The sequence below is a fragment of the Rheinheimera sp. genome, from assembly GCF_037442345.1.
Taxonomy (GTDB): domain Bacteria; phylum Pseudomonadota; class Gammaproteobacteria; order Enterobacterales; family Alteromonadaceae; genus Pararheinheimera.
This window is the reverse complement of record NZ_JBBIQL010000013.1, coordinates 24,059-50,945: the sequence shown is the minus strand read 5'-3', so window position 1 is coordinate 50,945 and position 26,887 is coordinate 24,059. Positions and strand designations below refer to the sequence as shown.

General features: G+C 53.7%; 24 protein-coding genes and 1 other RNA gene. 16 read left to right on the top strand and 9 right to left on the bottom strand.

The features are described 5' to 3' along the window. Window positions 1–137: 137 nt before the first annotated feature. Window positions 138–1,859, top strand: coding sequence for a potassium/proton antiporter (locus WKJ04_RS09515; RefSeq protein WP_337880204.1), 1,722 nt, complete (start codon window positions 138–140; stop codon window positions 1,857–1,859). Further along, window positions 1,859–2,674, top strand: a complete 816-nt coding sequence (locus tag WKJ04_RS09510) for a polysaccharide deacetylase family protein (RefSeq protein ID WP_337841380.1) — start codon at window positions 1,859–1,861, stop codon at window positions 2,672–2,674. The genes WKJ04_RS09515 and WKJ04_RS09510 overlap by 1 nt, the downstream gene beginning before the upstream one ends. Here the strand turns inward: WKJ04_RS09510 and WKJ04_RS09505 are convergent. After that, complete coding sequence (locus WKJ04_RS09505; protein WP_337880203.1) at window positions 2,671–3,609, bottom strand: ZIP family metal transporter; 939 nt, start codon at window positions 3,607–3,609, stop codon at window positions 2,671–2,673. The two genes, WKJ04_RS09510 and WKJ04_RS09505, sit on opposite strands and share 4 nt — an antisense overlap. 109 nt (window positions 3,610–3,718) lie before the next feature. Further along, complete coding sequence (locus WKJ04_RS09500; protein ID WP_337841378.1) at window positions 3,719–4,213, bottom strand: malate synthase; 495 nt, start codon at window positions 4,211–4,213, stop codon at window positions 3,719–3,721. A 122-nt stretch (window positions 4,214–4,335) separates the two neighbouring features. On the opposite strand from WKJ04_RS09500, the gene WKJ04_RS09495 reads away from it, so the two are divergent. Further along, on the top strand, window positions 4,336–5,847 hold the full coding sequence (locus WKJ04_RS09495) for a DUF3612 domain-containing protein (RefSeq protein WP_337841377.1): 1,512 nt from the start codon (window positions 4,336–4,338) through the stop codon (window positions 5,845–5,847). Here the strand turns inward: WKJ04_RS09495 and pyrC are convergent, their stop codons facing one another. Further along, window positions 5,848–6,888 (bottom strand): dihydroorotase, encoded by a 1,041-nt coding sequence (gene pyrC / locus WKJ04_RS09490; protein ID WP_337880202.1) that lies wholly within the window; start codon window positions 6,886–6,888, stop codon window positions 5,848–5,850. A gap of 168 nt (window positions 6,889–7,056) precedes the next feature. Here pyrC and WKJ04_RS09485 point away from each other — a divergent pair, with 168 nt between their 5' ends. Together WKJ04_RS09485 and WKJ04_RS09480 are read left to right on the top strand one after the other, a co-directional pair. Continuing rightward, window positions 7,057–8,973 (top strand): ATP-binding protein, encoded by a 1,917-nt coding sequence (locus WKJ04_RS09485; protein ID WP_337880201.1) that lies wholly within the window; start codon window positions 7,057–7,059, stop codon window positions 8,971–8,973. 18 nt (window positions 8,974–8,991) lie between these two features. Beyond that, window positions 8,992–9,666: a DUF599 domain-containing protein gene (locus WKJ04_RS09480; protein ID WP_337841374.1), complete on the top strand. Its 675-nt coding sequence runs from the start codon at window positions 8,992–8,994 to the stop codon at window positions 9,664–9,666. Window positions 9,667–9,698: 32 nt separating this feature from the next. Here the strand turns inward: WKJ04_RS09480 and dolP are convergent, their stop codons facing one another. The 4 genes from dolP to WKJ04_RS09460 are packed head-to-tail and all read right to left on the bottom strand — an operon-like array spanning window position 9,699 to window position 13,054. Beyond that, window positions 9,699–10,262: a division/outer membrane stress-associated lipid-binding lipoprotein gene (dolP, locus tag WKJ04_RS09475; RefSeq protein ID WP_337880200.1), complete on the bottom strand. Its 564-nt coding sequence runs from the start codon at window positions 10,260–10,262 to the stop codon at window positions 9,699–9,701. Window positions 10,263–10,264: 2 nt separating this feature from the next. Next, window positions 10,265–10,852 (bottom strand): SIS domain-containing protein, encoded by a 588-nt coding sequence (locus WKJ04_RS09470; RefSeq protein ID WP_337841372.1) that lies wholly within the window; start codon window positions 10,850–10,852, stop codon window positions 10,265–10,267. Between the two features lie 12 nt (window positions 10,853–10,864). Next, entirely contained in the window at window positions 10,865–11,200 is a 336-nt protein-coding gene (locus WKJ04_RS09465; protein ID WP_337880199.1) for a YraN family protein, read from the bottom strand. After that, window positions 11,201–13,054 carry a penicillin-binding protein activator gene (locus tag WKJ04_RS09460; RefSeq protein ID WP_337880198.1) on the bottom strand — a complete coding sequence of 618 codons (1,854 nt, stop codon included), beginning with the start codon at window positions 13,052–13,054 and terminating at the stop codon, window positions 11,201–11,203. 77 nt (window positions 13,055–13,131) lie between these two features. Between WKJ04_RS09460 and rsmI the strand changes: the two genes are divergently transcribed. Beyond that, on the top strand, window positions 13,132–13,977 hold the full coding sequence (gene rsmI / locus WKJ04_RS09455; RefSeq protein WP_337880279.1) for a 16S rRNA (cytidine(1402)-2'-O)-methyltransferase: 846 nt from the start codon (window positions 13,132–13,134) through the stop codon (window positions 13,975–13,977). Window positions 13,978–14,072: 95 nt separating this feature from the next. After that, an RNA gene (gene rnpB / locus WKJ04_RS09450) (RNase P RNA component class A) lies at window positions 14,073–14,434 on the top strand. A 69-nt stretch (window positions 14,435–14,503) separates the two neighbouring features. On the opposite strand, the gene WKJ04_RS09445 is transcribed toward rnpB, so the two are convergent. Both WKJ04_RS09445 and WKJ04_RS09440 read right to left on the bottom strand, forming a co-directional pair. Then, window positions 14,504–16,129 carry a hypothetical protein gene (locus tag WKJ04_RS09445; protein WP_337880197.1) on the bottom strand — a complete coding sequence of 542 codons (1,626 nt, stop codon included), beginning with the start codon at window positions 16,127–16,129 and terminating at the stop codon, window positions 14,504–14,506. Continuing rightward, on the bottom strand, window positions 16,126–16,704 hold the full coding sequence (locus WKJ04_RS09440) for a hypothetical protein (protein WP_337880196.1): 579 nt from the start codon (window positions 16,702–16,704) through the stop codon (window positions 16,126–16,128). Before WKJ04_RS09440 ends, WKJ04_RS09445 begins: the two co-directional genes overlap by 4 nt. 313 nt (window positions 16,705–17,017) lie before the next feature. Here WKJ04_RS09440 and chrA point away from each other — a divergent pair, with 313 nt between their 5' ends. The 9 genes from chrA to mraY all read left to right on the top strand — a co-directional run bounded on the left by chrA (window position 17,018) and on the right by mraY (window position 26,887). Next, a complete protein-coding gene (gene chrA / locus WKJ04_RS09435) occupies window positions 17,018–18,355 on the top strand; it encodes a chromate efflux transporter (protein WP_337880195.1) in 1,338 nt (445 codons plus the stop codon). Further along, on the top strand, window positions 18,355–18,978 hold the full coding sequence (locus WKJ04_RS09430) for a flavin reductase family protein (RefSeq protein WP_337841366.1): 624 nt from the start codon (window positions 18,355–18,357) through the stop codon (window positions 18,976–18,978). The genes chrA and WKJ04_RS09430 overlap by 1 nt, the downstream gene beginning before the upstream one ends. A gap of 524 nt (window positions 18,979–19,502) precedes the next feature. Further along, window positions 19,503–19,967 carry a division/cell wall cluster transcriptional repressor MraZ gene (mraZ, locus tag WKJ04_RS09425; RefSeq protein WP_337841365.1) on the top strand — a complete coding sequence of 155 codons (465 nt, stop codon included), beginning with the start codon at window positions 19,503–19,505 and terminating at the stop codon, window positions 19,965–19,967. Next, window positions 19,967–20,905 (top strand): 16S rRNA (cytosine(1402)-N(4))-methyltransferase RsmH, encoded by a 939-nt coding sequence (gene rsmH, locus WKJ04_RS09420; protein ID WP_337841364.1) that lies wholly within the window; start codon window positions 19,967–19,969, stop codon window positions 20,903–20,905. The genes mraZ and rsmH overlap by 1 nt, the downstream gene beginning before the upstream one ends. Next, window positions 20,902–21,207 carry a cell division protein FtsL gene (ftsL, locus tag WKJ04_RS09415; RefSeq protein WP_337841363.1) on the top strand — a complete coding sequence of 102 codons (306 nt, stop codon included), beginning with the start codon at window positions 20,902–20,904 and terminating at the stop codon, window positions 21,205–21,207. The genes rsmH and ftsL overlap by 4 nt, the downstream gene beginning before the upstream one ends. Then, window positions 21,204–22,967, top strand: coding sequence for a penicillin-binding transpeptidase domain-containing protein (locus WKJ04_RS09410; protein WP_337880194.1), 1,764 nt, complete (start codon window positions 21,204–21,206; stop codon window positions 22,965–22,967). Before ftsL ends, WKJ04_RS09410 begins: the two co-directional genes overlap by 4 nt. Then, the gene (locus WKJ04_RS09405) at window positions 22,957–24,438 is read left to right on the top strand and encodes a UDP-N-acetylmuramoyl-L-alanyl-D-glutamate--2,6-diaminopimelate ligase (RefSeq protein ID WP_337880193.1); all 1,482 of its coding nucleotides are present in this window, start codon (window positions 22,957–22,959) and stop codon (window positions 24,436–24,438) included. Before WKJ04_RS09410 ends, WKJ04_RS09405 begins: the two co-directional genes overlap by 11 nt. Beyond that, window positions 24,435–25,811: a UDP-N-acetylmuramoyl-tripeptide--D-alanyl-D-alanine ligase gene (murF, locus tag WKJ04_RS09400; RefSeq protein WP_337880192.1), complete on the top strand. Its 1,377-nt coding sequence runs from the start codon at window positions 24,435–24,437 to the stop codon at window positions 25,809–25,811. The genes WKJ04_RS09405 and murF overlap by 4 nt, the downstream gene beginning before the upstream one ends. Next, window positions 25,805–26,887, top strand: a complete 1,083-nt coding sequence (gene mraY, locus WKJ04_RS09395) for a phospho-N-acetylmuramoyl-pentapeptide-transferase (protein ID WP_337880191.1) — start codon at window positions 25,805–25,807, stop codon at window positions 26,885–26,887. Before murF ends, mraY begins: the two co-directional genes overlap by 7 nt.

Here is a 26,887-nt window from a genome sequence, read left to right as displayed (position 1 = left end):
TTATTGAAAATAAGTAACTAAAAAAATATTTCTTGCTATAGCATTAATTTGGCCATGATTTTTTATCATAAAGCCCATAGATAACCAGCAAAGATCTGGTATCTTGAAAAAACAGCACAGCAACAGGAGGCCGCATTTTGGATGCTATTACCATCAATAACTTATTACTGATTGGTGCCTTGCTTGTTGCGTCCAGCATTATGGTCAGCTCGGTGGCCAGCAAAATTGGTGTGCCTATTCTGGTTATTTTCCTTGCTGTGGGCATGCTGGCTGGTGTCGACGGTCCCGGTGGTATTGAATTCAACGACTATTCCCTCGCTTATCTGGTCAGTAACCTGGCGCTGGCGGTCATTCTGCTGGACGGCGGGATGCGTACCAATGTGAAAACATTCAGGGTGGCGCTCTGGCCATCGTTGTCGCTGGCGACTTTGGGGGTGGCCATTACCGCTGGCTTAACCGGTGTGGTGGCGGCCTGGTTATTTAATCTGGAACTGATTGAAGGCCTGCTGATTGGGGCCATTGTTGGTTCCACCGATGCCGCAGTGGTATTTAACCTGCTCAATGGCAAAGGGCTGAACGAGCGGGTTGGTTCGACACTGGAAATTGAATCCGGCACCAACGATCCGATGGCGATGTTTTTAACCGTCACTTTGATTGCGATGATCGCTCAGGGCAAAAGCAGTTTTGAGCTGATGATTCTGGTGGATCTGGTGCAGCAGTTTGGTGTGGGTATTCTGCTCGGGCTGGGCGGCGGCTGGATGATGTTGCAGCTGATCAATAAGCTGGAAATTGCCGATGGTCTGTACCCTTTGCTGGCCGTCAGCGGCGGCATTCTGTTGTATGCCGTTTCCAGTGCAGTGGGTGGCAGCGGCATTATGACGGTCTATGTACTGGGCCTGATGCTCGGCAATAAACCGATCCGCAATCGCCATGGTATTTTGCATATGTTTGACGGGCTGGCCTGGCTCAGCCAGATCGGTATGTTTCTGGTGTTGGGGCTGCTGTTGACGCCGTCAGAACTGCTGCCCATCGCCATTCCTGCACTGATTCTGTCGTTATGGATGATCTTCTTTGCCCGGCCTTTATCCGTCTTTGTCGGTTTGCTGCCGTTTCGCAGCTTTAAACTGAAAGAGCGGCTGTTCATCTCTTGGGTTGGCTTACGGGGGGCAGTGCCGGTGATTCTGGCTGTGTTCCCGCTGATGGCGGGCCTTGAGCATGCCCATCTGTTTTTTAATGTGGCGTTTTTTATTGTGCTGGTGTCTTTGCTGATTCAGGGCACCACGCTGAGTCTGGCTGCGCAAAAAGCCAAAGTGGTGGTGCCGCCTATGCCGATGCCGGTGTCCCGAGCCGGTATCAATGTGCATCTGACCAGTCAGTGGGAAATTTTTGTCTACAAGCTGGGCGCCGAAAAATGGTGTATCGGCGCCGAATTGCGTGAGCTGAATATGCCGGAAAATACCCGTATTGTGGCTTTGTTCCGCGAGCAAATGCTGTTGCACCCAAGCGGCAGTACCACATTGCTCGAAGGCGATATTCTTTGTGTGATGGCCCATGACGCTGATTTACCTGTGCTGGGGCGGATGTTCAGCGAAACCCCACAACGTAACTTCGATTTTGGTTTCTTTGGCGACTTTATGATTGAAGGCAACGCCAGACTGACGGACATGGCCTTATTCTATGCTCTGGACCTGACTGGGATGGATAAATTCGACAATATAGGTGATCTGTTAACCGAACTGGTCGGTGGTAAACCTGTGGTCGGTGATACCTGCCAATGGAGTAATATGCTGTGGACCATCGCTGAGCTGGATAACGGCAAGGTGAAAAAAATCGGGGTGAAGCCGCTGGAGTCTGACTGATGCTGAAGGTGAAACTGCTTTGTGTCTGGTTGAGTATCTGGCTTTATGCGGCTTTCTCTGCGTCTGTGTCAGCAGCGGCTGAATTTCAGTGGCCGCAAGGGGCCAAAGCGGCGGTCAGTCTGTCTTATGACGATGCTTTGCTGAGTCAGCTGGAACATGCAGTGCCCGCATTAAACCAGGCTGGTTTGAAAGCCAGCTTTTATCTGCCAACCGCCTTCCCGGTATTCCGGCAGCATTTGTCACAGTGGCGGCAGGTCGCTGAGCAGGGGCATGAGCTGGGGAATCATAGTGTCAGCCATCCCTGTCGCCCTGAAGGCAGGCCCTGGGTGACGCCAGAGCAGGATTTAAACCGGCGCACTGTGGCGCAAATGCAGCAGGAGCTGCTGGAGGCGCATCAGGCGCTGGCCGCATTGGATCGGCAAGCACTGCGTACCTTCACGCCACCTTGTTTTGACTTTCAGGCCAAAGACGGCCATTACTGGGCCAGATTGCCGCCCTTTTTACTGGCAGCCAAAACCAATCAGATCCAGCAGTGGACCAGCTACAATGGTGTCAGTGTGCCAAACCTGTTTCTGGTCGTTGAACAACAAAGCTTTGCAGAAATTAAATCCTTTCTGCTGCAGGCGGCCGCGCAGGGCGCGTTAGCCAATCTGTTGTTTCATGGCGTCGGAGGCGATCATATGGCGGTGTCGGTGCAAACCCATCAGGCCATTCTGGATTACCTGAAACAGCATCAATCCCTGTATTGGACCGACACTTACCTGAGGATTCAGCAGTATCTGCAACAAGGTAAAATACCCTCGCCGCAGGCTTAACCCAGACTGGTGTCCAGCACCATCATCACGGCAAAACCCAGCATCAGGCCCAAAGTGGCCGGTGTCTGATGACCATTTCTGTGAGTTTCCGGTATCACTTCATGTGACACCACAAAGAGCATAGCTCCTGCAGCCAGGCCAAGCCCTACAGGGTAGGCCAGCGCAAAGCCGCTGGATAACCCCACGCCCATCAGCGCTCCCAAAGGTTCCAGAATACCGCTGGCTGCAGCCACCAGCACGGCCAGACCAGGATTAAAACCTGCGGCCCGCAGTGACAGGGCCACAGCTAAACCTTCAGGAATATCCTGCAATGCGATGGCGGTGGCCAGCGGCAGACCCACACTCATATCCCCATTGGCGAAACTGACACCGACCGCCATACCTTCCGGCAGGTTATGTAAGGCGATGGCAAATACAAAGAGCCAGATGCGGTCGCATTTCTGGTGCCCCGGGCCACAAGGGCCAGTTTTGTCATGTTCGTGCGGAGTAAAAGCATCCAGCCCTAACATCAGCAGCACACCCAAAGCCATACCGCCCACCACGACAAAAGAACCCAAAGCGTCACTGTGCAGCAGTTCGGAGCCGGCTTCGATGCCGGGCAGTATCAGGGAAAAGGCGCTGGCAGCCAGCATCATACCGGCCGCCAGCCCCAGCAGGCTGTCTTCCACTACGGCATTGAGGCGGCGGAAAAATAACGCAGGTACAGCGCCCAGTGTCGTTGCCACAAAACCCGCAGTGCCACCCAACAGCGCCAGTTTCAGGTTGTCGCTGCTGGGGCTGTCAGACAAATGCAACAGACTTTGGCCAAGCAACAGCAGCACAGCCAGCAGCGCCACAGCCAAACCAAAGGCTGCCAGTTTGTGATCAACAATATGGCTGCGAAGTTCAGGCCACCAGCTGTGGCCGCTCAGGGATAAGGAGGTTGGCGTGTTCATCGTAAGGCTCCTGTTGCACTGGCCCCAGTAAAACCTGTTTTGGGGCCCAAGTGCAACAGCAGCTGGCTGAGATAAAACGATGGTGGTTTTCGCTTAAAACGATACAACCTTATTGGGGCTGATAAAAACCGCCTTGCAGGCTCCGGAAGCACGGGCTGTGCTGCGCCGGGCTGACACAGGCTGCCGGTGTGGTGTTGCCTCTTAACATGCTGAACCACTGGCCGTCCGACAGCTGCAGCAGAATGTCACTGATGCCGGCTTTATCTTCACTGCTTGCACGGCAAAACAGTAACTCGACGTGGCGGCCATTATCGCTCAGCAGCAGGCTTTGCGGTTTTTCTTCGGCGCCACCAAAAGCCACCAGTTGCGCCGGGTTTTGCAGGCCGGTCTGGCTGCCGTCAGCAAAAAACACCAATAAATGCTGGTAATACACCACATAACTCTGCACATCCTGATGGCTGCCTCTGTCCAGTGGAAAGACTTTGTCGAGGAAGGCTTTGGAATAATCCAGGATCTGACGGCGGTGCATCACATTAAATTCCGCAATCATCTGGCACTGTTGCTGGAAGGGCTGCTCCTTTGGGGTCAGGGCTGTATTGTTCATGGTTTGTTCCTCGTTATTTTCTGTGTAGGGTGGTCACACCAGTTGTCACTGTGTGAAAAACAGTCTAGTCTGAAAATCTGACAAATTTCACAATAAAAACTTCACACTGTGAATTTTACAAAATGAGCCAATCCAGCCTGAGCCGACAGTCGCATTTTTTGGGCACCAAAGTGCGCAATTTACGTAAACGCAACCAACTGACGATGGAGGATTTATCCACCCGTTGTGTGCGTATCAGTCCGGAATACGCGCCGTCTGTGTCGTACCTGTCGATGATTGAAAACGGCAAACGTACGCCATCGCGCGAAATGCTGGAAGTGATAGCCCAGGTGTTTCAGAAGGAAGCGGACTGGTTTCTGGATGGCGATGAGCAGCAGCTGGACCTGACACCGGCCAAATTCAGCAGCAAAGGCGGTGTGTCCGGTATGCCGCTGGAGCCTGGCTTTTTATTCACCCAGGACATTTTGCAAATTGCGATACCGGAGATGTTGTCACAAACCGGTATCAGCGGCCGACAGTTTGCGCAGCTGTTGATCCGGGCCCATCAGGAACATCACCAGAACCATTTTCCCGAACTGGAACGGGCGGCCGAAGAAGTCGGTTTAAAACGAATGCCACTGAACCTGGATGAGCTGCTGCAGATTTGTCGCCAGCTGGGGTTGGAGCTGCACTGGTTCAGTGAAACGCCATCTGAAGTACTGGATGAACTGGGGGTGCGCAGTCAAAATGTGCCCACCTCGTATTTTTTGCCTCCGAATCAGCTGCACCTGAACCAGTTGCTGCAGCAATGGCCAACCCGGCTCAAGTATGAGCTGGCGGTGCACATAGGCCATGCGGTGTTGCATGGCAAAGACAGGGTGAAAAGCAGCATGCAGGTGGGCGGTGCTTACGACAGTGAAAGCACAGATACCGCCTCTATGGCACCGCAGGATATATTGCAGGCCTGGCGTGATTTTGAATCCAGTTTTTTTGCCGGCGCTTTGCTCTGTCCGAAACAGCCCTTCCGCCAACTGTTGGACAGGACAGGTTATGCCATCAGCAGCCATGAACTGGCGGGCGTGTCTGCCTCGGTGGCCATGCGCCGGATGACGGCGGTTTCGCCCTACAGGTACTGGCATTATTTTGATGCCTATACGCCGGGCAAACTCAAGGCCGTGTACCGTGGCAATGGTATCCCTCTGCCTTGGGGCAATATGCGTCAGGTGCCCGATCCTTGCCAGCACTGGGCGGTATTCCGCATGTTTGGCCAGCCGGATACCGGTTCGTCAGCCCAGTTGTCGTTGCTGGATGTGCAGGGAAAACCACGGATTTATTGCTGTGAATCCACCAAAGTGACGGACCTGGCAGGCAATGCCCATGTGCTCTGTGCCGGAGTGGACTTAAACCCGGCGATCGCCGCACAGGGCATAGATGCGGATACAATGGCACTGGAACTGAAACAGTTGTGTGTCACGGCGCAGGGCGGCGTGATGGTGCCTAAAGCCATTCGCAGCACTTTAAATACAGTGGCCAATGTGCTGAATATTCAGTGGGTGCAACGCAGTATGGAAAAACCAGCCCAGCTGATTTGTGCCAGAGGCGGCAGTTGCCCCCGGCAGCCGGGCTGTTATCAGAGTTGTCAGCACAAGGTCTGATCACAGACCTTGTTGCAGTTTCCAGCTTAACTTCTGCTCAGCGAAAAACGGCACTATAGGGCTGCCGTCTGGCAGGCTGATTTCAGCTGGCACTGTCCAGCTTTCTTTCACCAGCGTAATGGTGCCACTGTTGCGCGGCAGGTTGTAAAAATCCGGGCCATAGTGGCTGGCGAATGCTTCCAGTTTGTTCAGGCAACCCAGCTCTTCAAACACTTGTGCGTACAGCTCAATCGCACTCCAGGCACTGTAACAACCGGCGCAACCACAGGCCGCTTCTTTTTTGTGACGGGCATGCGGGGCTGAGTCGGTGCCGAGGAAAAAGCGTGAATGGCCGGAGGCCACCACAGCGCGTAAGGCTTCCTGGTGCGTACGGCGCTTTAAGACAGGCAGACAATAATTATGGGGCCTGACACCGCCAACCAGCAGATCATTGCGGTTTAGTAACAAATGTTGCGGTGTGATGGTGGCAGCCACCCGCTCTGGGGCGGCTTTGACAAATTCAGCCGCGTCGGCGGTGGTGATATGTTCAAACACCACTTTCAGGCCTGGCACTTTTTCAACAATCTGCGATAAGTGCAGGTCAATAAATACTTTTTCACGGTCGAAAATATCAACATGGCTGTCGGTCACTTCGCCGTGAACCAACAGCAACATCTGTTGCTCAGCCATCACTTCCAGTACCGGGTACAGCTTGCTTAAACTGCTGACACCTGAATGCGAGTTGGTGGTGGCGCCAGCCGGGTAGAGTTTGGCGGCAACCACACCAGCCGCTTTGGCCGCTTTGATGTCGTCAGCACTGGTCTGGTCGGTCAGATACAGCACCATCAAAGGTTCAAAGCTGCTGCCTGTCGGGCGGGCTGCCAGAATACGGGTTTTGTAGGCCATGGCCTCAACAGCGTTGGTGACAGGAGGAACCAGATTTGGCATGACAATGGCACGGCGGAAACAACGGGCCGTGGCTGCTACGGTTTCTTTGAGCATATCGCCATCACGGAAATGTAAATGCCAGTCGTCAGGGGTCTGAATGGTCAGAGTGGTCACAGTTCTCTCCTCGGGTCTAAGTTCATGCCGTCAGGGCGGCGCAGTTTAGCATGGTCGCTGCGGCTGCCGCAGTAAAGTTTTATGCTTGTTTGGCTGTGCATGGTCAAAGCCGGAAAGAATGAGTTATAGTTTTGAAACTTCAGTTTATTTTGCCACTTTGGAGTCAGGATGCAGGGCAACTCATTGCCGCAAGGGCCGTTGTTAAGACTGAAGCTTTGGTCCTGGGTGTTGCCTTTGTTCTGCCTGGCCTGTGCGCTGGTGCTGACAGAATATCAGGCCCGTGAGATTGTGGCTCGCCAGCAGCACCGGCAACTGAAGCAGCTTGTCAGTGTGGCGGGTCAGCTGCGCTCCTTTATTGAATCTGAAGTCAATACGCCGCTGTATCTGAGTTTAGGGCTGGCCTCGCATGTGCAGGCCAGTGGCGGTCAGCCGGATCCAAAAGACACTTTACTGCTGTTGGCAGGCTTGCTGGAACAAGGCAAACATATCCGCAATCTGGCGTTGGCCCCCGACAATGTGTTGACTCTTGTTTTTCCTGTGGAAGGCAATGAGCGGGCGCTTGGCGTCCATTACGCGAATCTGCCACAACAATGGCCTGCGATTCAGCAGATTATTGCCGAAAAGAAAGCCAGGCTGGTTGGCCCTGTGTCACTGGTGCAGGGCGGTACCGGCTTTATCTACCGGGTGCCGGTATTTCTGAATGACGGCCGCTACTGGGGCTTAATCAGCACAGTGCTGGATCTGAATGCGCTCTGGCAAAACCTGGCGCAGCAAAGTAACAGCTACCAGGTGTTGCTGGCATTAAGGTATGCCGGTGAAACTGAGGCTTTTGTTGGCCGCAGCGAGTGGTTTCAGGACGCCACCCTGACGCTGGACTTGAGTTTACGTGGTGCGCAGTGGCAGATGGCCATTCGCTCACTGGATGACACTGAAGGTTGGGGATTGTGGCAGTGGCGCCTGGCGGGTGGCTCGGTGTCCCTGCTGTTTTGCCTGATGCTGGGCTGGTTATTGTTTTCGTTCCGGCGCAGCTATCAGTTTTCGGAAGCATTGCAGGAAACTGAAACCTATGGCCGGCGTATTCTCGATGCCGTTTCTGATGTGATTATCACCACAGACCTGCAAGGCCGGATTGAACGGATGAATCAGGCGGTGACTGTGGTGTTTGGTTACCTGCAGCCTGAGTTATTGGGAAAAGATTTCCGTTTATTGCTGCAAGCGGCCGAGCCCGGCTGGAATGAAGGGCAACTGCCACTGCAGGAGACTATAGGGGTGCGTAAGTCCGGTGAGCTGTTTGCACTGGAATTGTCGCGACGGGAAACTGAACGCGGCGGCCAACGCCGTTACGTCTGGTTGCTGCGGGATATTTCTGCCCGTAAAGAGGTGGAGCAACTGAAAGACGAGTTTGTCTCGACGGTCAGTCATGAATTGCGTACGCCTTTGACATCCATCAATGGGGCTTTGGGCCTGACCTTGGGCGGGGTGCTGGGGCCGCTGACCGATAAACAGCAGCATATGTTGTCTCTGGCACAACAAAACAGCCAGCGTCTGGCGAATTTAATCAATGATCTGCTGGATATTGAAAAACTGGCGGTGAATAAGATGCCGTTTAAGTTTAAACTTTGGCCCCTGCAAAACCTGTTGCATCAGTCACTTGAGCTGAATCAGCCCGTTGCTTTGGCCAGGCAGGTGCAATTACTGCTCGACGACCCGGACCAGGCTGATGCCTGGGTGGAAGTGGACGACACCCGTTTTCAGCAACTGATGGCCAACCTGCTGGCCAATGCCATCCGCCACAGCCCTGTGAAAGGGCAGGTGAAAATACGGATTGAACTGCAACAGACTCAGGTCACTGTGTCGGTGATTGATCAAGGCAGCGGAGTACCGCCTGAATTTGTCCCCAGGCTGTTTCAGAAGTTTTCACAGGCGGATGCTTCAGACCGACGGGCCATCAGCGGCACCGGCCTTGGGCTGGCGATTTGCAAGGAGCTGGTGAAGGCTATGCAGGGCGAAATAGGTTACCGCCAAACGGAGCAGGGCGGCGCCTGCTTCTATTTCCGCCTGCCACTGGCAACCCAATTGTTTTAACATCACCATGGAGCATTCATGACCCTGATCGACGCTGCTGCTGTCCTCTGGTTTTTATTGTTGTGGGGCGGTTACACCTTCTACGCCAAGCGCAAAGCCCGTACTGTCAGTTGTTTATCCTTTGAGATGCGGCGTAAACGCAATGACTGGATGCAGCAAATGCTGAGCCGTGACAACAAAATGGCCGATGTGGCGCTGATTTCGACGCTGGAGCGCAACGTGTCTTTTTTTGCATCCAGTACCTTATTAATTCTGGCTGGCTTGCTGACCGCTATGGTGTCCAGCACCAGTCTGGCCGAAGTGCTGGCGTATCTGGCCCCCTGGCGAGAGGTGAGCAAGGAGGCGATTCAGGTAAAAATTCTGTTTCTGGCGGTCATTTATGTGTTTGCGTTTTTCCAGTTTACCTGGGCGCTTCGGCAGTATGGTTTTGGTGGTGTGCTGATTACCGCCGCGCCTGATGGAAAAAACCTGACTGAAGAGGAGCATGCGCTCTATGCCAACCGTACAGCCAAAGTTATCGATCTGGCTGGCCACTCCTTTAACTACGGTTTGCGGGCCATTTACTTTTCACTGGCCACCTTAAGCTGGTTTATCGACCCCATAGCTTTTATGGCCACTTCAGTGGTGGTACTGGCGGTGATGCGCCATCGCGAATTTCATTCCAAGGTGCTTAAAGCCTTGCAGCAATGCTGAATAAACTGGGGTCAGAGTCTGACCCCATTGCTTTATTGTTTGTATTCAAAGGCTTTAATCACGCGGGCTACACCGTCCACATTTCGGGCCAGATTCACCGCTTTATTGGCTTCCTCTTCGCTGACCAAACCCATCAGAAAGACTTCGCCGTTTTCGGTGACAATTTTTATATTCATCGCGTTGACGGCGTCATCGGCCAGAAACTTGGTTTTGACGCGGGTGGTGATCCAGGCATCCTGACTGGCGGTACCAAAGGTCACTTCACTGCCCACCCGGATTTGGTTATGCACGTCGCGCACCCCATCGACCCGCACCAGCTCTGCCGCTTGTTCACGTACGCCATTATTCGGCACCTGGCCAGTGAGCAGCACAATACCGTTATAACTGGTGATATTGATATTACCGGTTTTTTTGGTGACAGGGTCTTGATCCAGTGCTTTGGATGCACGCAGTACTATGGTTTTATCGTCGATTTGGCTGCCCAGGGTGCGAGGGTCGCCTGCTGAGGTGACGGCAGTGGCGCCACCGGCCAACACCGCCGCTGCGCACCCCTGTACTAACCAGGCAACTAACACTAAAGCTGTGATACGGAACATCATCAGTAATCCTCTTGTTGTGGGAATAAGGTCATGTCGATCAGCTCGCAGATCGCATGCAATAAAAAGCTGTAACATTCAAACACCCGGGCTGGCCTGTGTGCCGGTACCCGCAGTTCAGTATCCTGTGGCCCTAATAAACCGGACAACTCGCCGCTGCTGTCGACCGTCAACGCCACCACGGCCATATCCTGAGTCAGGGCTGCTTCTACCGCTTTGATCAGGCTGTGCTCTTCCCCTGTCATTGATATAACGACCAGCACATCTCCTGCCTGACCTATGGCACGCACCTGGCGCGCCAGGTGTTCAGGTTTGGCCTGATTATCCGGCTGCAGTGCACTGCTTTGGCTGACCAGCGCAAAAGCCGGTAAACAAGGACGCTCCGCTTCAAACTGATCCAGCAGTAGTTGTGAAAAATGACTGGCGAGCGCCGCCGAAGCACCTTCACCGCAACAGACTACTTTGCCACCATTGATCAGGCAGTTCACTATCGACACGGCCGCATTTTCTATCGGGGCGGCCAATGCTTCGCCTGTGGCGATCATGGTCTGAATATTTTCGGTAAATAACTGCTTAATATGGTCCTGCATGGGTTCCTGGTCCTAAAAGGCGTTTTTTACCCAGCGGATATCCGCCGGGTCCGCGCCAATGGCGATCACGTCAAAGCGGCAATGGCACTGGCCATGCCGCTGTAAATACAGGGCCGCCGCGCGGCGCAGCTTTTGCTGTTTGGCGTGGGTGACAGCTGCCACGCCACCTCCAAAGGCACGCGACTGGCGGAATTTCACTTCGACAAACACAGTGCAGCTGCCTTCCTGCATCACTAAATCCAGTTCCCCAAGGCTGGTGCGGTAGTTCCGCTCCAGCAAGGACAACCCCTGTTGTTCCAGATAACGCAGAGCCTGTTCTTCGTAAAGCTGGCCGCGTTGCTGGTTCATTTAAGGCTGATCCAAGCTTTGTAAACTGGTCTTACTGTATTTGCCCAGCGTTAACTGGCGCTGAATCTGGCCATCGGCTGCCAGACGTAGGTCGCCGGTCAGGCCCCTGTGTGGCAAGGCCGGAAACTGCTGCTGTTGTTTGAGTTTAAAGACCAACTGGAAGGCATCAAAACCCATGGCAAACAACCGTTGCAGGGTTTCGTCCTGTTGCGGAAACAAGGTGTTGTATTGTTCACGCAGTGCCTGCTGTTGCTGTTGGCTTAGCATCCAGGGCATTTCGGTAAAGGTTAAATTCAGCAGGTCGCGCCGGTCGGTCAGCTCCGCCGATTTCTGATGACTGCGCGAGCTGGCATAAATGGGCAGGCTGATAGCGGCTGGCGCCACAGACACATCAATAAAGGGCTTCAACATCCGGGTCTGAGCCGGGTCGGCCAACAGATAAATGGCGTCGATGTCCTGACGGCTGTGGGTTTCAGCGCGCACATCCTGGCCGCTCAAACGCTCAATTTCTTGAATGCGTTGTTCGCTGGCAGCGGTTTCCAGCAGTTGTTTGATGGTGCTTTCCATTGAGGCCATATCCGTCACCCAATAGGTCTCAGGGGCTTTGCCTGTGATTTGCTGCCAGTCGCGGCTGAACTGGTTGACCATACGCTGGCTCAGCGGGTTGCGGCTTGCCATCAGCACCGGCTGTTTGTAGCCTTTGTGCTGGAACCATTGCGCCATTTGGTGCGCTTCATCTTCAACGCTTAAGGCGAAGTAGTATTTCTGCTCTGAAGGGGCTATCTGTTCAGTGCGGCTGTTTAAAAATAAGGTGGGCCAGGTCCAGTCCGGGTCATTGGCCAGGCTATCAACCTGTTCTTTCAGCAAAGGGCCAATAACAAATTCAACCTGTTGCTGCTGCATCTGTAGCTTCAGATCAGCCGGGCTTGAGGTGCTGTCCAGAAACAGCAGTCGTGCCGGGTGGTTGACAGATGCGGCCAGCAACCCCTGCTGAATGGCCTCGGCATGCTGGCGAAAATTGCTGTTAAAAGGTAATAACACTGCAATGGTCTGAGGGTTGTAGCCCTGTACCTGGCTCAACTGCTGAATTTCTGCTGGCAATTGCGCCAGAGCGGGCAGGTTGCTGAAGCTGCTTTGCCAGTTTTGCAATTCAGCCTGTAAGGCTGGCAGATCGCCGAGCAACCGCTGATGGATTTGCAGCAAAGAGGCCCAGCCCTGCGCGGCTTTCTCTTTGTCTTGCGTCAGTTGCTGCAGCTGCTGCGGGGTCAACAGGCCAAGTTGTTGCCATAAAGCCAACTGGCTGCTTTGGTCTGTTGGCACTAACTGCAGCAACTGCAGGTAAGCGGCGACGGCTTTTTTCGGTTCCTGCCGCTCTGTCCAGTACTGTGCCTGCTTCTGCAGATACAGCTGCTGATCGGCCACATGGAACTGGTTCAATGGAAACTGCTGGATAAATTGCTGAATGTCCTGATGCTGGCCTTTGGCCAGCAGGGCTTCAAACCAGGGCAGCAGGTTCTGCTGCATAATGCTGCTGTCTGCCTGTTGTTGCAGCACCTGATGGATAGCCAGAGCCTGATCGACCTGGCCTTGTTGCAGGTTAGCCCGGGCAGCCTGCAATAGCTCCTGCTGCTGTTCTGTGCCCTGACTTTGTTCGGCCTGTTGCAGGAACTCACTGGCCGACAGCGATTGTGTCAGTGGCGCCACTTCAACGTCCGGTTCGGGTTGTGCTTCTACTTTGGCTTTCAGCTCAGGCTGAACTGCTTTCACAGGCGCAGGCGCCGGAGTGGAACTGCAGGCGGTCAGGGCCAGGCTGGCGGTCAACAGAAATAAGGGCTTGAGTTTGCTGCTTTTCACAATGCACAGGTACAATGAGGCTTTGAATGCGGGTATCTTACAAAGAGCCGGGCCCAAGCTCAATGAATTCACAAATTATGACCCAACAAATCGGACACCTCTACATAGTTGCCACGCCGATCGGCAACCTGGATGACATCAGCCAGCGGGCTATTCAGACCTTAAGCAAAGTAGCCTGGGTGGCGGCAGAAGACACCAGACACAGCGGAAAATTGCTGAGCCATTTGGGCATATCAGCACGCATGCTGACGCTGCATGACCACAATGAAAAACAACGGGCAGCCACGTTATTGCAAAAATTGCAGGCCGGTGAAGATGTTGCCTTGATTTCCGATGCGGGTACGCCGCTGATTAGCGACCCAGGCTATAGCCTGGTGCGTTTATGCCGTGACGCTGGGGTGCGTGTGGTGCCAATTCCTGGCCCCTGCGCTTTAATCAGCGCTTTGTGCTGTGCAGGTTTACCTACAGACAAATTCCATTTTATCGGCTTTTTACCCGCCAAAAGTCAGCAACGTCAGAATGTGCTAAGCGCTATTCCACAAGGCGTGGGTACTTTAATTTGTTATGAAACAGCGCGTCGTATTAAAGATTGTTTAGAAGATGTAGTGAAGGTGTTTGGTGTTGAAAGTGAACTGGTTTTGGCCAAAGAGCTGACGAAGACTTTTGAAAACTTTGTTTATGGTACAGCAGCAGAAATTACAGCCTGGTTAGATGAAGACCCAGCCCGTTGTCAGGGCGAAATGGTGCTGATGATAGCGCCGACTCTGGCCGCTGAAGAAGACATTAACCCTGCGGCCCAGCAAACTCTGAAACTCTTAATGAGTGAATTACCCCTGAAAAAAGCCGCAGCTTTAACAGCAGAAATTCACGGCGAAAAGAAAAACGCCTTGTATAAACTGGGGCTCAGCTGGACCGGGATGTAGGGGCGGTAGTTTACTCCGCCCGGTTTTATCAGGTGTTGCTGCTGTGTGGTCAACCACCTTGCAGCTTCGGGGAAGAAGGGTATAATGCGCGCCGTGAGTTGGCCCAGACAATCGCTGCCTGCGTAAGCAGGGGGAGGAAAGTCCGGGCTCCATAGGGCAGGGTGCCAGGTAACGCCTGGGAGGCGCGAGCCTACGACCAGTGCAACAGAGAGCAAACCGCCGATGGCCCAGCTGTTTACAGTTGGGATCAGGTAAGGGTGAAAGGGTGCGGTAAGAGCGCACCGCGCGACTGGTAACAGTTCGTGGCACGGTAAACTCCACCCGGAGCAAGACCAAATAGGCCCCCTTTGGCGTGGCCCGCGTTGGGGGCGGGTAGGTTGCTGGAGGCGTATGGTGACGTACGTCCTAGAGGAATGATTGTCCACGACAGAACCCGGCTTATCGGGCCGACTCACACTTTTTCACTTTGTTGAGCCAGACCACAGCCACTGCGCAGATGCAGTGACCGGGTCTGCCTTATATTTATTTATCCGCCGCAGCCTGTCACATCCAGCGTCTCAACTATCACGGCATCGTCCTTACAAGCCAGACGCTGCGGCATTAATGATTCTGCTGACAAACAACCTAAACCCATACCCGTGAAGTTATATTGCGTACTGCGCAGGCCTGATCCTCGCGGTGTGCCCGGGCAGCGGGCTTCGTAGTGCACTGAGATGCAAGACGAGTAATAGTTAATTTCTTTTGGCAATGGGTTGGAAGGCCGGTCACCGAACAGGCGGTAGGGTTTGTCTTTGCCATCACATTGTTTGGCGCCAAGACGGATGCTGCGTTTATATACCGCCAGCCAGTTACTCCATGCCTGTTTTTTCTGCTGTTCAGCACGTTCAGCGGCCAGACGCCGCTCTTCGGCTTCTTGTTGCAATTGCCTTTGGCGTTCAGCCCGCTCTTGCGCTGCTTTTTCTGCGGCCAGCCGTTGTTGCTCTGCCCGTTGTGCGGCCTCTTGCTCACGTTGTTGCTGCTCCCGCTCAAGCCGTTCGGCAGCCAGCTGTTGTTTTTCGGCCTGCTCATCGGCAGTTCGTTGAGCCCGGGCCTCGTCATAACCAGCCTGAGTGCCTTGGGTTGCCATGCTATCCACCTGACTGTACATGCCTATTTGCTGTGCTGCCTGCATGGCGGCATCGTTATCGCGTTTGAGCTGCTGCAAGGTGGCAGGGTCTGTGGTTTTGGACATCTGCAGGTTGCGGTAGGCAATACCATCTGCCAATTGTTTGGCCAGCGCCTCGCGACCGGCCTGCTGTTGGGCCGCCTGTGCCTGTTGCTCAGCTTGTTGTTCTGCCTGCTGCTGGCGGTGCTGTGCTTCAGCCTGAGCATTGGCTTGTGCCTGCAAGTCATTCAGATAGGCGGTTTGTTGCGCTTGTTGTGCCTGATAGTTCGCCATTTCAGCGTTTAAGGTATTCTGGAATTCGGGACTGGCAGCAACTTCCAACGCGGCTCCGGCCACCTCGCCCATACCTGCGACAACATCCATGGTGCCTTCAACTGTCGCCACAAAACCATTTGCCAGGGCAACACCGACTGTGCAGCCAAAGCTGGAACCTCCGCTCAGTTGTTGTGCTACGGCGTTGGCCAGACTGGCCGCCTTTGTATCAAATGCTGCATCCCCCTGTTTTTTTCGCAGTTCCAACAGCAGGTATTTCAGATTCCCGGCCATGGCGGCATCAAAATCATTACTATCGCCATCAACGGGCGCCTGAGTGGTGATGGAAAAGCGGCTGATCTCCTTGCCAGCGTCAAAAAACCTGTAGGTTAGAGCCAGGCGACCCGCCGTAGTTTTACAGCCATCTTCGTCCACATCACCAGCCTGATAACCACGTTCTATCTGAAGCTTCAGCCGCGGTGCCTGTGATGACTGAAAGAAGTTACTGGCTTTTAATACAGCCCGCAAATCGCCCATATACTCCAGCCACTCGTCGCTGTGGCCATCTTTAAACTCAACCACACCCAGCCGGTAGGGCAGAAAGGGAGTTGCTGTCCTGATATCCTGCAACCATTGGTTGTCAGGCTGATAGCGACCTGCGTTGCTTAGCCAGGGGGTTATCAGCAGTGCCAGGCAGATGAGCAGTGGCCGTATTGTGCGCTGCACCGATTTCATTCAAAAGAACCTTGCTCAATCCACAACCGCAGTACGCTGTCATGGGCTTCTGTGCGGGCTTTGGAGCGGGCGGCATCGGCACCACTGAGAGTGGATGAAACGGAAATTAAACCTATGGCTTCATCCCATTCTGCTGGCGTGTCAATCTTATGCAGCTGTTCCGGTCCTGCCCACAATTCATAGTGGATCCGTGTTCGATAGCTGAAAATGGCCGGTACGACCCCTAATGTGAAGATCACCGCATTGGCGCCCAAAGCACCAGCCCATTCGCCGGTAATTTCTTCGACAGGGCCCTCGCTGATTTTGATTTTGAAGTTGCTGTTGCCTTCAGAGACTGGTTTGAAGCCATGCAGTTTTAATAAATCCTGAATTTCCGTCAGGCGCAGCTGTTGTTGTTCAGTCATTTCTTCGGCTGTGAGTTCTGCATCTGAGGGGATGCTGTACTCCACCTGCACAGTGGCATTGGCTGCATTAAATCCTGACACATCGGCTTTACCCAACTTTGCTTCGGCGGCGCAACCTGTGAGAACAATGGAAATAACGAGCATTACGCCCAGTTTGATGATGGATGTCATAGTGTTTCCCTCTGATAGGGCTTATGCCTTTATCCCTGAGCAAAGCACTGGGATCAGGCGGCCAGATTTATTGTTATTGTTCAGGCCAGATAGCTGACTTCGGTTGCATCGGGTGGGGCAACGAAGAAAGAGGGAGTGACTCAAGGTTCACTCCTTTGGCATAGAGAAATAATAATCAGCATTTTTTTTCACGTCCAGCCGGATTTCTAACCCACAGCTGTAGCAGAAGTGACGTTAATTCAATCACTTTGGCTGGTTGTGGCATGCCCGGTTTGGTAGGCTGGAGCTTGCAACGTTTTTAGGCAGGAAAAAAATGAAACAGCTCACAACAGCCATCCCCTTTTGGCAAGCCTTCAGGTTCTGGTTAAAGCTGGGCTGTATCAGCTTTGGTGGGCCGGCCGGGCAAATTGCCATTATGCATCAGGAGCTGGTGGAAAAAAGGCGCTGGATCAGCGAAGGCCGGTTTTTGCATGCGCTGAATTATTGCATGCTGCTGCCCGGGCCTGAGGCGCAGCAGCTCGCCACTTATTTAGGCTGGCTGATGCACCGTACCCTGGGCGGTATTGTCGCCGGGCTGTTATTTATTCTGCCTTCGTTAGTATTGCTGGTGCTGCTGTCCTGGGCTTATCTGGTCTATGGCGAACATCCCTGGGTGGCCGGTATTTTTTATGGCATTAAACCTGCGATAGCGGCCATAGTGCTGCATGCGGCCTGGCGGATCGGCGGGCGGGTGATGAAGCATCCGCTGCTTTGGGCTATAGCTACGGCGGCTTTTGTCGCTATTTTTGCGTTAAAGTTGCCCTTTCCGCTGATTGTATTGTCTGCGGCCATTATTGGTTTTATTGGCAGTAAACTGGTCCCAGCGGCTTTTTCCGGCAGTGCACACACAAGCGCGCAGAAAAGTTATGGCCCGGCTTTGATTGACGACAACACGCCAACCTCTGCTCATGCCTTGTTTCGCTGGAGCCGTTTTAGTCTGGTGTTTTGCTGTGGTGTGCTGCTTTGGGCATTGCCTATGGGGGCGCTGACACTAAGCCTGGGCTGGCAGCATCAACTGACGCAAATGAGCTGGTTTTTTACCAAAGCGGCTTTGCTGACCTTTGGTGGGGCTTATGCAGTGCTGCCTTATGTCTATCAGGGCGCTGTGGATAAATTTGGCTGGCTGACGCCGGGCCAGATGATGGATGGTCTGGCGTTGGGAGAAACCACACCGGGCCCGCTGATTATGGTAGTGGTCTTTGTGGCCTTTGTCGGCGCTTATCTGCAGGCCAGCTTTGGGCCTGAGCAGATGCTGCTCGCAGGAGTCACAGCGGCTGTGCTGGTCACCTGGTTTACTTTTTTGCCGTCCTTTATTTTTATTCTGGCAGGAGGTCCGCTGGTGGAGTCGTCGGTCGGGCAATGGCAACTGACAGGCCCACTGACTGCCGTCAGTGCCGCAGTGGTGGGGGTGATTGTCAATCTGGCACTGTTTTTTGCCTGGCACACCTTGTGGCCGCAAGGGGATTCAGCTGGCTTAGTGCAGGGGGTGGACCTGTGGGCTTTGGCGATAGCGTTGATCTCAGCGTTATTGCTGTTCCGCTTTAAACAAGAGGTGATGCGGGTGATTGCGCTCTCTGCCCTGTCAGGTTTGCTGATCGCAGGAGTGGCCTGATGCTGATTGATGTGAAAAGTCTCGAAGCGCTGGATTGCTACCGCTTGCTGACCAGTCTGGTGATCCCAAGGCCTATCGCCTGGGTCAGCAGTTATTCCAAAGCCGGTGTATTGAACCTGGCACCCTTTAGTTTTTTCCAGATGGTGACCGACCAGCCACCAACGCTGATGATCGCCACTCAGCATAAACCGGGCGGAGGCAGAAAAGACACCAGCCTGAATATTGAAGCGACAGGTGAGTGTGTGATTAATCTGGTGCCCTACGCCTTAATTGATGCCATGAATCAAACAGCAGCAGCCTTACCTGCGGATGAAAGCGAATTGGCATTGACTGGATTGACGACAGTGGCGTCGGCCAAAGTCGCGGTACCCCGGCTGGAACTGGCGCCAGCGGCCTTTGAGTGCTCTCTGGCGCAGCTGCAACCTTATCCGGCGGCTCAGCCGTCCTGCGAGCTGATTTTGCTGGAAGTGCAGTCGCTTTATCTGAACCCGCTGGTGCTGAATGCGCAGGGGCGGCCCGATCCGCAAAAGCTGGATCTGATCAGTCGTTTGGGGGGCGCAGACTACAGCCGGGTGGCTGCTGAAGTCTTCAGTCTGCAGCGGCCTGCTTCAGGGCAACGTTAACTTTCTTCATGTAAGTGCTTGCTTACTTCAATAATCTTTAAAAATAACAAATGTTAGTGGTTGCTTACGTTTTTTCTGTAAGCTTTCTGCTAATTTTTCTGCTTTTTATCTGATTGCTGCGGTTCAGTCTGGCAGAGAGTTTTTGTCTCAGCTGGCGCTGAGATTTATGGGGTTCATCTAACATTCATAAATAAAATCAGTCACTTAAATTTTCATTCTTTTAGTGGTGTAGCAAAAAGGCCGGCACGCCGGTCGCAGGCAGGATGGAATTGGTCTGAAATTGATGGTTACGCGTTTTATCCTGTCAGATTTGGGTGTTTTTTTACGTTTTTTTCTTCCACTTTTCCCCACACAAATCAGGATCTTCGCGCTAAGCCGCATTTTTACTGGATCCGCGCCGATCGCTTCACATGGTTTTTGCCTTGACAAGCTTTGATTCACAGCCCTAAACTGTCTGCTAGTGGAGAATTGTGGGTATTTGTGGATCAAATTCACGGATCTGACAACAACAAGTGGGATGAAAAATGTTTCGTGGCTCGTTTTCATTAACATTGGATGAGAAGGGACGGTTAGCGCTGCCAACGCGCTACCGTGACAGCCTTTTTGCCGATGCTAATGGTGCCATGGTCTGCACCATCCATATTAAAGATCCCTGTCTTTTGTTGTATCCGCTGCCGGAATGGGAAGAGGTGGCAGAGCAACTGCAACGGCTGTCTAACCAAAATGCCCAGGAATTGCGTTTCAAACGTTTACTGATCGGTCATGCGTCCGACTGTGACATGGATAAAAGCGGCCGCATTTTATTGCCGGCACCGCTGAGAAGTCACGCCAATTTAAGCAAAAACATCCGACTTGTCGGTCAATTGAACAAATTTGAGATTTGGGACGAAGAGATCTGGAATCGCCGGGTGGCTGACGACATGGCCCTTGAACGCGAGTTGCCAGCCGACGCCGAAATCTCAGAACGGCTGCAGGACTTTGTACTCTGATGGATCAAAGCGCCCACATTTCCGTGTTATTGGCCGAGACCATAGACGGATTAGCCATCAAACCAGACGGGATTTACCTGGACGGCACCTTTGGCCGCGGTGGCCACAGCAAGGTGATCTTATCCAAACTGTCTGACAAGGGCCGGCTTTTTGCCATTGACCGTGACCCGACGGCCATTGAAGCCGCCAAAGCCTTTGCCACTGACCCGCGTTTTCATATTACGCACAGCGCTTTTGCTGAGCTGGCCGCTATTGCGGAACAGCAGCAAATCACTGGGCAGGTCGATGGCATTTTATTGGATTTAGGCGTGTCATCGCCGCAGCTGGACGATGCCGAGCGTGGTTTCAGTTTTATGCGGGATGGCCCGCTGGATATGCGGATGGACCCGACCAGTGGTTTGTCTGCCGCCGACTGGCTGGCCAAAGCCGATGTGGAAGAAATCAGCTTTGTATTGCGCGAATACGGTGAAGAAAAATTCGCCTGGCGTATTGCCAATGCCATAGTCGAAAAACGTGACGAAACCCCTTTTACCCGCACTGCTCAGCTGGCCAGCCTGATTAGCGCTGTGGTGCCGAAAAGTGCCAAAGAGAAAAAACATCCGGCCACCCGCAGTTTTCAGGGCATCCGCATTTATATCAACAGTGAGCTGGAGCAGGTGAAAACTGCATTGGAAGCCGCGCTGACAGTATTGAAACCAGGTGGCCGCCTGACGGTGATCAGTTTTCACTCGCTGGAAGACCGGCTGGTGAAACAGTTTATGCGTCTGTACAGCAAAGGCCCGGCCATCCCCAAAGGGCTGCCATTAACCGAAGAGCAGCTGAAACGCCATACGCCGCTGAAACTGATTGGTAAAGCCATTATGCCGTCTGAGCAGGAACTGGCGCAGAACGTCCGTGCCCGCAGTGCCGTGCTGCGGATAGCGGAGCGTACCGCATGAGCGCCATTAAACTGAACCGTCTGATCCTGGTCGATATCTGGCGTCACAAGCTGGTGATTACGCTGATCCTGGCATGTTTGGGGTCTGCTCTGGCCGTGGTGGAATTCACCCATATGAACCGCCAGCTGACCATGACCGAAGACAAGCTGTTACAGCAACGGGACAGCCTGGAAATGGAATGGCGCAATCTGTTGGTCGAACAGCGCGCTCTGGCTGAACACAGCCGGGTGGAGGATATAGCTGCAAATCAGCTGAATATGGTACGACCCTACGGGGCGCAGGAAGTGGTGGTGCAGCAATGATCAAAAAGCCCGCCAAAGCCGCAGTGCCAAAACGCCAGGCGAAGAAGAACCAACAGCCAGCTGTGATCAGTTGGCGTTTTGCTTTTGTAATAGTGGCATTACTGGGGGTATTCAGCGCCTTGGTGATCCGCTCCGCTTACCTGCAGGTGATTGAACCTGAAATGCTGCTGGAACAAGGCGACGCCCGCACTTTAAGGGTGAAAGCCGATGCGGCGATGCGTGGCATGATCCTGGACCGCCATGGTGAAGAACTGGCAGTCAGCGTGCCTTCGCAGTCCATTTGGGCCGATCCGCAACTGGTGCTGCGCAATAAAAATAAAATTGACCAACGCCACTGGCATGCGCTGGCCGAGATGCTGCGCATCACTCCCCAGCAACTCAGTGACAAAATTGGCTCAGACGACAACAAACGTTTTGTGTATTTGCAGCGCCAGGCCAGCCCAGCCACTGTGGATTATATCCGGCAACTGAAAATTCCAGGTATTGCCTTTAAACAGGAATCGCGCCGCTATTATCCGGCCGGTGAGGTCACTGCGCATCTGTTGGGGTTTACCAACGTCGATGAGCAGGGCATGGAAGGCCTGGAGCGGCAGTTTAACGAATTGTTGACCGGCAAACCGGCCACCAAAACGGTGCGTAAAGATGCCAAAGGCCGTGAAATTGAAGTGCTGAAACAAACCGACGGCGAAGCCTCAAAAAACCTGCAGCTGAGTATCGATCAGCGTATTCAGGCGGTGGCTTACCGTGAGCTGAAAAAAGCTGTGCTGCAGTTTGGCGCCACCTCTGGTTCTGTCGTGGTGGTCGACGTGCATACAGGTGAAGTACTGGCGATGGCCAACGCGCCGTCTTACAACCCGAATAACCGTAAAAACTCGGATGCAGGCCGTTACCGCAACCGCGCCATTACCGATACCTTTGAACCTGGTTCCACCATCAAACCGCTGCCGGTATTAGCGGCATTGGAAAATGGCACTGCCACTATGGATACCGTCATTTCCACAGGTTATGGCCCGGTGCGAATTGGTGGCCGTCTGGTACGGGACATTAATGGCTATGGCGACCTGGATTTAACCGGCATTATGCGCAAATCCAGCAATATTGGCGTCAGCCGTCTGGCACTGGATTTGCCGGTCGATAAGTTTCTTGGTATGTACTACAAAATGGGTATAGGCCAGGAAACAGGCCTGAACCTGACCGGTGAAACCCCTGGAGTGCTGCGTGAACAAAAACGTTGGGGCGAACATGCGTTGGCCACAGTGTCTTTTGGGTACAGTTTTACCGTCAACGCGGTGCAGCTGGCCCGCATGTATGCCACCATTGCCAATGGCGGCATACTGCGGCCTTTAACCATTATCAAACAGGATAAAATTCCACCCGGTGAACGGGTCTTGTCCGAGCAGAACGCCGAGAATATGGCCGCTATGCTGGAGGCTGTGGTTGGCCCTGGTGGTGGTGGTAAACGGGCCGTGGTGCCGGGTTACCGGGTAGGTGGTAAAACCGGTACGGCGAAAAAAGCCGGTATTCGCGGCTACAGCGACGATTACATAGGTTCATTCGCCGGCATTGCGCCTATTTCCAACCCCCGTCTGGCTTGTGTGGTCATTATTAACGAGCCCAGCGGCGATTATTATTATGGCGGCGAAGTGGCTGCGCCTGTCTTTGGTGCCGTGATGGGCGCCACCATGCAGTTACTGAATATTGCCCCAGACGCCAATGACAGCCGGATCAGCCAGGTCAGCGGAGGTCACCATGCAGGTTAATACCGCCGCTTCCTGGTTAACTCCGTTTGCCGTACAGGTTCCGGACGCACTGGCGCAGCAGGTGTTGGGCGAACTGCGTGTCAGCAGCAAAGAGGTGCAACCTGGCGATGTCTTCCTGGCACTGCCTGGTACCAGTCGCCATGGGAATGACTTTATTGCTCAGGCGCTGGCGCAGGGCGCAGCGCTGGTGCTGACCAATCAGCCAGTGACTGTGGCGGATGCGCGCATTATGGTCTGGCCTGAGCTGATGACTCAGCTGACAGCCGTGATTGAGGCTTTTTACCCGCACCCTGCATTGCAGTTAGTCGGCGTGACCGGCACTAACGGTAAATCCAGCACTGCTATTTTTGTCAATCAGTTGGCGCAACTGCTGGGTACTGCCGCCGGGGTCATTGGCACTTTGGGGTATGGCCATTATCAGCAGCTGACCCCACTGAATAACACCACACCGCATTTAGCCGATTTACACCGTATTCTGGCACAAAGTGCCGGGGCAGACCGTCAACTGATGGCGCTGGAGGTGTCGTCGCACGCACTGGATCAAAAACGGGTGGCTGGCCTGCGGTTTGCCGTAGCTGTGTTTACCAACCTGACGCGGGATCATCTGGATTACCACGGCACCATGCAGGCGTACGGTGAGGCGAAAGCCTTGTTATTTACCAATGAACTGGCGCAAAAAGCGGTGATCAATGTTTCTGATGACTTCGGTCGTCAGCTGGCCGCCCGCACCGCATTACCGGTCATCGCTTATGGCCGCCTGCAGGACTGCCAGCCTTATGCAGCTTATCTGGCTTATCACGAGCTGACTGTTACCCCTCGTGGTTATCAGTTTATCCTGCACAGCCGTTTAAACGGCGCTGACTTGACGCAGCTGGTGCAATTGCAGGTGCTGGGCGAATTTAATGTCCAGAACGCGCTGGCAGCAGCGGCGGCGATGCTGCAGCTGGGGCATTCGCTGCAGACTGTGGTCAAGGCGTTAACTCAGCTTTGCAGTGTGCCAGGGCGTATTGAACAGTTTTATCAGGCGTCACGTCAGGTGATGGCGGTGGTCGATTATGCCCATACGCCAGACGCGCTGGAACAAAGCCTGCTGGCGTGCCGCAACCACACTCAGGGGCAGTTATGGCTGGTATTTGGCTGCGGCGGTGACCGCGATAAGGGCAAAAGACCCTTGATGGGCGCCATTGCTGAGCGCCTGGCGGACCAACTGGTGATTACGGCTGACAACCCCCGCACCGAAGATGTGAACGCCATTTGCGCCGATATTGCTGCGGGTTGCCGCAAACAGAATTACCAGATTATTCCTGATCGCAAAACTGCGATCCGTCAGGCGTTCAGTCTGGCGCAGGCCGGAGACCTGGTGTTGATCGCCGGCAAAGGCCATGAAGATTATCAGATCATCGGAACTTCGGTGATCCCTTACGACGAACGCGCGTTTGTGCAGCAACTGGTTACGGAGCCGCCATTATGATCCGCTTAACTACAGCAGAGATCGCCTCTGCAGTTCAGGGCCAGTTGCATGGCGCTGATTTGGCTATTGAAAGCGTCAGCACGGACAGCCGGGCTATTGCGCCGGGTGACTTGTTTATTGCACTGAAAGGGCCGAATTTTGATGCCCATCAGTTTGCCGCCGATGTGGTTAGCAAAGGCGCCGCCGCTTTGGTGGTTGAACAGCTGCAGGATCTGGCCGTGCCACAAATTCTGGTAAAAGACTGCCGGTTGGCGTTAGGTGCTTTGGGGGCTGCTGTACGGCAGAGGGTGAACCCGAAAACTGTGGCTGTGACCGGCAGTGTCGGTAAAACCACTGTGAAAGAAATGATGGCGGCTATTCTGGGCAGCATTGGCCATGTGCTGGCCACGGCCGGCAATTTTAATAATGATATTGGTGCCCCTCTGACCCTGTTGCGTTTAACAGCACAACATACCCATGCAGTGATGGAACTGGGGGCCAACCATTTAGGCGAAATTGCCTACACCGCCGGTTTATCTCAGCCTTCAGTATCCGTGATCACCAATGTGGGTGCTGCCCACCTGGAAGGCTTTGGGGATTTGTTTGGTGTGGCCCGCGCCAAAGGTGAAATTTATGGCGCTTTGCCTGCGGGCGGTACTGCTGTGGTGCCACTGGACAGCGAATTTGCCGAGTATTGGCTGAAACGGCTGGGCGATAAAAAGGTACTGACCTTCAGCGCCACGCAGAAAGCGGATTTTTACGCTGAACACATAGTGCTGAATGAACAGGGCTGTGCCGGTTTTGAGTTGGTTTGCCCACAGGGCCGCATTCTGATCCAACTGGCCCTGCCAGGCAAACACAATGTGGCCAATGCGCTGGCGGCAGCCGCTGCCGTATTGCAGCTGGGCGCCAGTCTGACGGACGTACAGTTGGGGCTGGCGTCAATGAAGCCGGTGAAAGGCCGCATTAATGTGATCCAGGCCACACCGACGCTACGGCTGATTGATGACACCTACAACGCCAACTCGGAATCGGTCAAAGCCGCTATTGATTTGCTGAGCACTTATCCGGGTTATCAGGTGCTGGTGTTTGGCGATATGGGCGAGTTGGGCGCAGATGCGCGGCGTTATCATGAAGAAGTGGGGTTGTACGCCAAACAGAAAGGAATTCACCTGCTATTCACCCTGGGTGTGTTATCTCAAAGCGCCAGTGATTTATTTAATGGCCAGGGGGCGCACTTCAGCTCCCGCCAGCAACTGATCCAGAAACTCGGTCCGCTGCTTGACCAGCAACCGCAAGCCACTGTGCTGGTGAAAGGATCACGCAGCGCCAAAATGGAGTTAGTCGTACAGGACTTGCTAGAACGTAGTCAGCAGGAGAGTCGCCCATGTTAGTCTGGTTAGCTGAGTTTCTGACCCAGTATATCAACGCCTTTAATGTATTCAGCTACCTGACCTTCAGGTTTATTCTCGGCATTCTGACTGCATTAATGCTGAGCCTCTACCTGGGGCCTAAGCTGATTGCCCGCTTACAGAAACTGCAAATAGGCCAGACAGTGCGGGATGATGGCCCACAAAGCCACTTCTCGAAAAAAGGCACTCCGACTATGGGCGGGTTGTTGATTTTAGGCTCAGTGCTGGCCTCTGTGCTGCTGTGGGCCAACCTGGAAAACAAATACGTCTGGGTGGTGATTTTTGTGCTGGTTGCCTACGGCTGGATTGGTTTTATTGATGATTACCGAAAAGTGGTACGCAAAGACCCGAAAGGCCTGATTGCCAAGTGGAAATACTTCTGGCAGTCGCTGTTTGCACTGGTGGTGGCGTTTTTTCTGTATGCCACCTCTGAGCGCCCGGCTGAAACCAGCCTGGTGGTGCCTTTCTTAAAAGATGTGCTGCCACAACTGGGGTTCCTTTACATCGCCTTATGTTATTTCGTGATTGTCGGCACCAGTAATGCGGTGAACCTGACCGATGGCCTGGATGGCCTGGCCATAGTGCCGACCATTATGGTGTCCGCTGCTTTTGCCATTATTGCTTATGCCAGCGGTAACGTGAATTTTGCGGCTTACCTGAATATTCCTTACCTGCCACAGGCCAGTGAACTGGTGGTGGTCTGTGCTGCCCTGATTGGCGCTGGCCTGGGGTTCCTCTGGTTTAACACTTACCCGGCTCAGGTTTTTATGGGCGATGTGGGCTCGCTGGCGCTTGGCGCGGTGCTGGGGGTGATCGCCATTCTGGTCCGGCAGGAAATTGTGCTTTTTATTATGGGTGGCATTTTTGTGATGGAAACCCTGTCGGTGATCCTGCAAGTCGGGTCTTACAAGTTGCGTGGCCAGCGTATTTTCCGTATGGCGCCTATTCACCACCATTACGAACTTAAAGGCTGGCCGGAACCGCGCGTGATTGTGCGTTTCTGGATATTGTCGGTGATTTTTGTGCTGGTGGGTCTGGCAACCCTGAAACTGAGATAA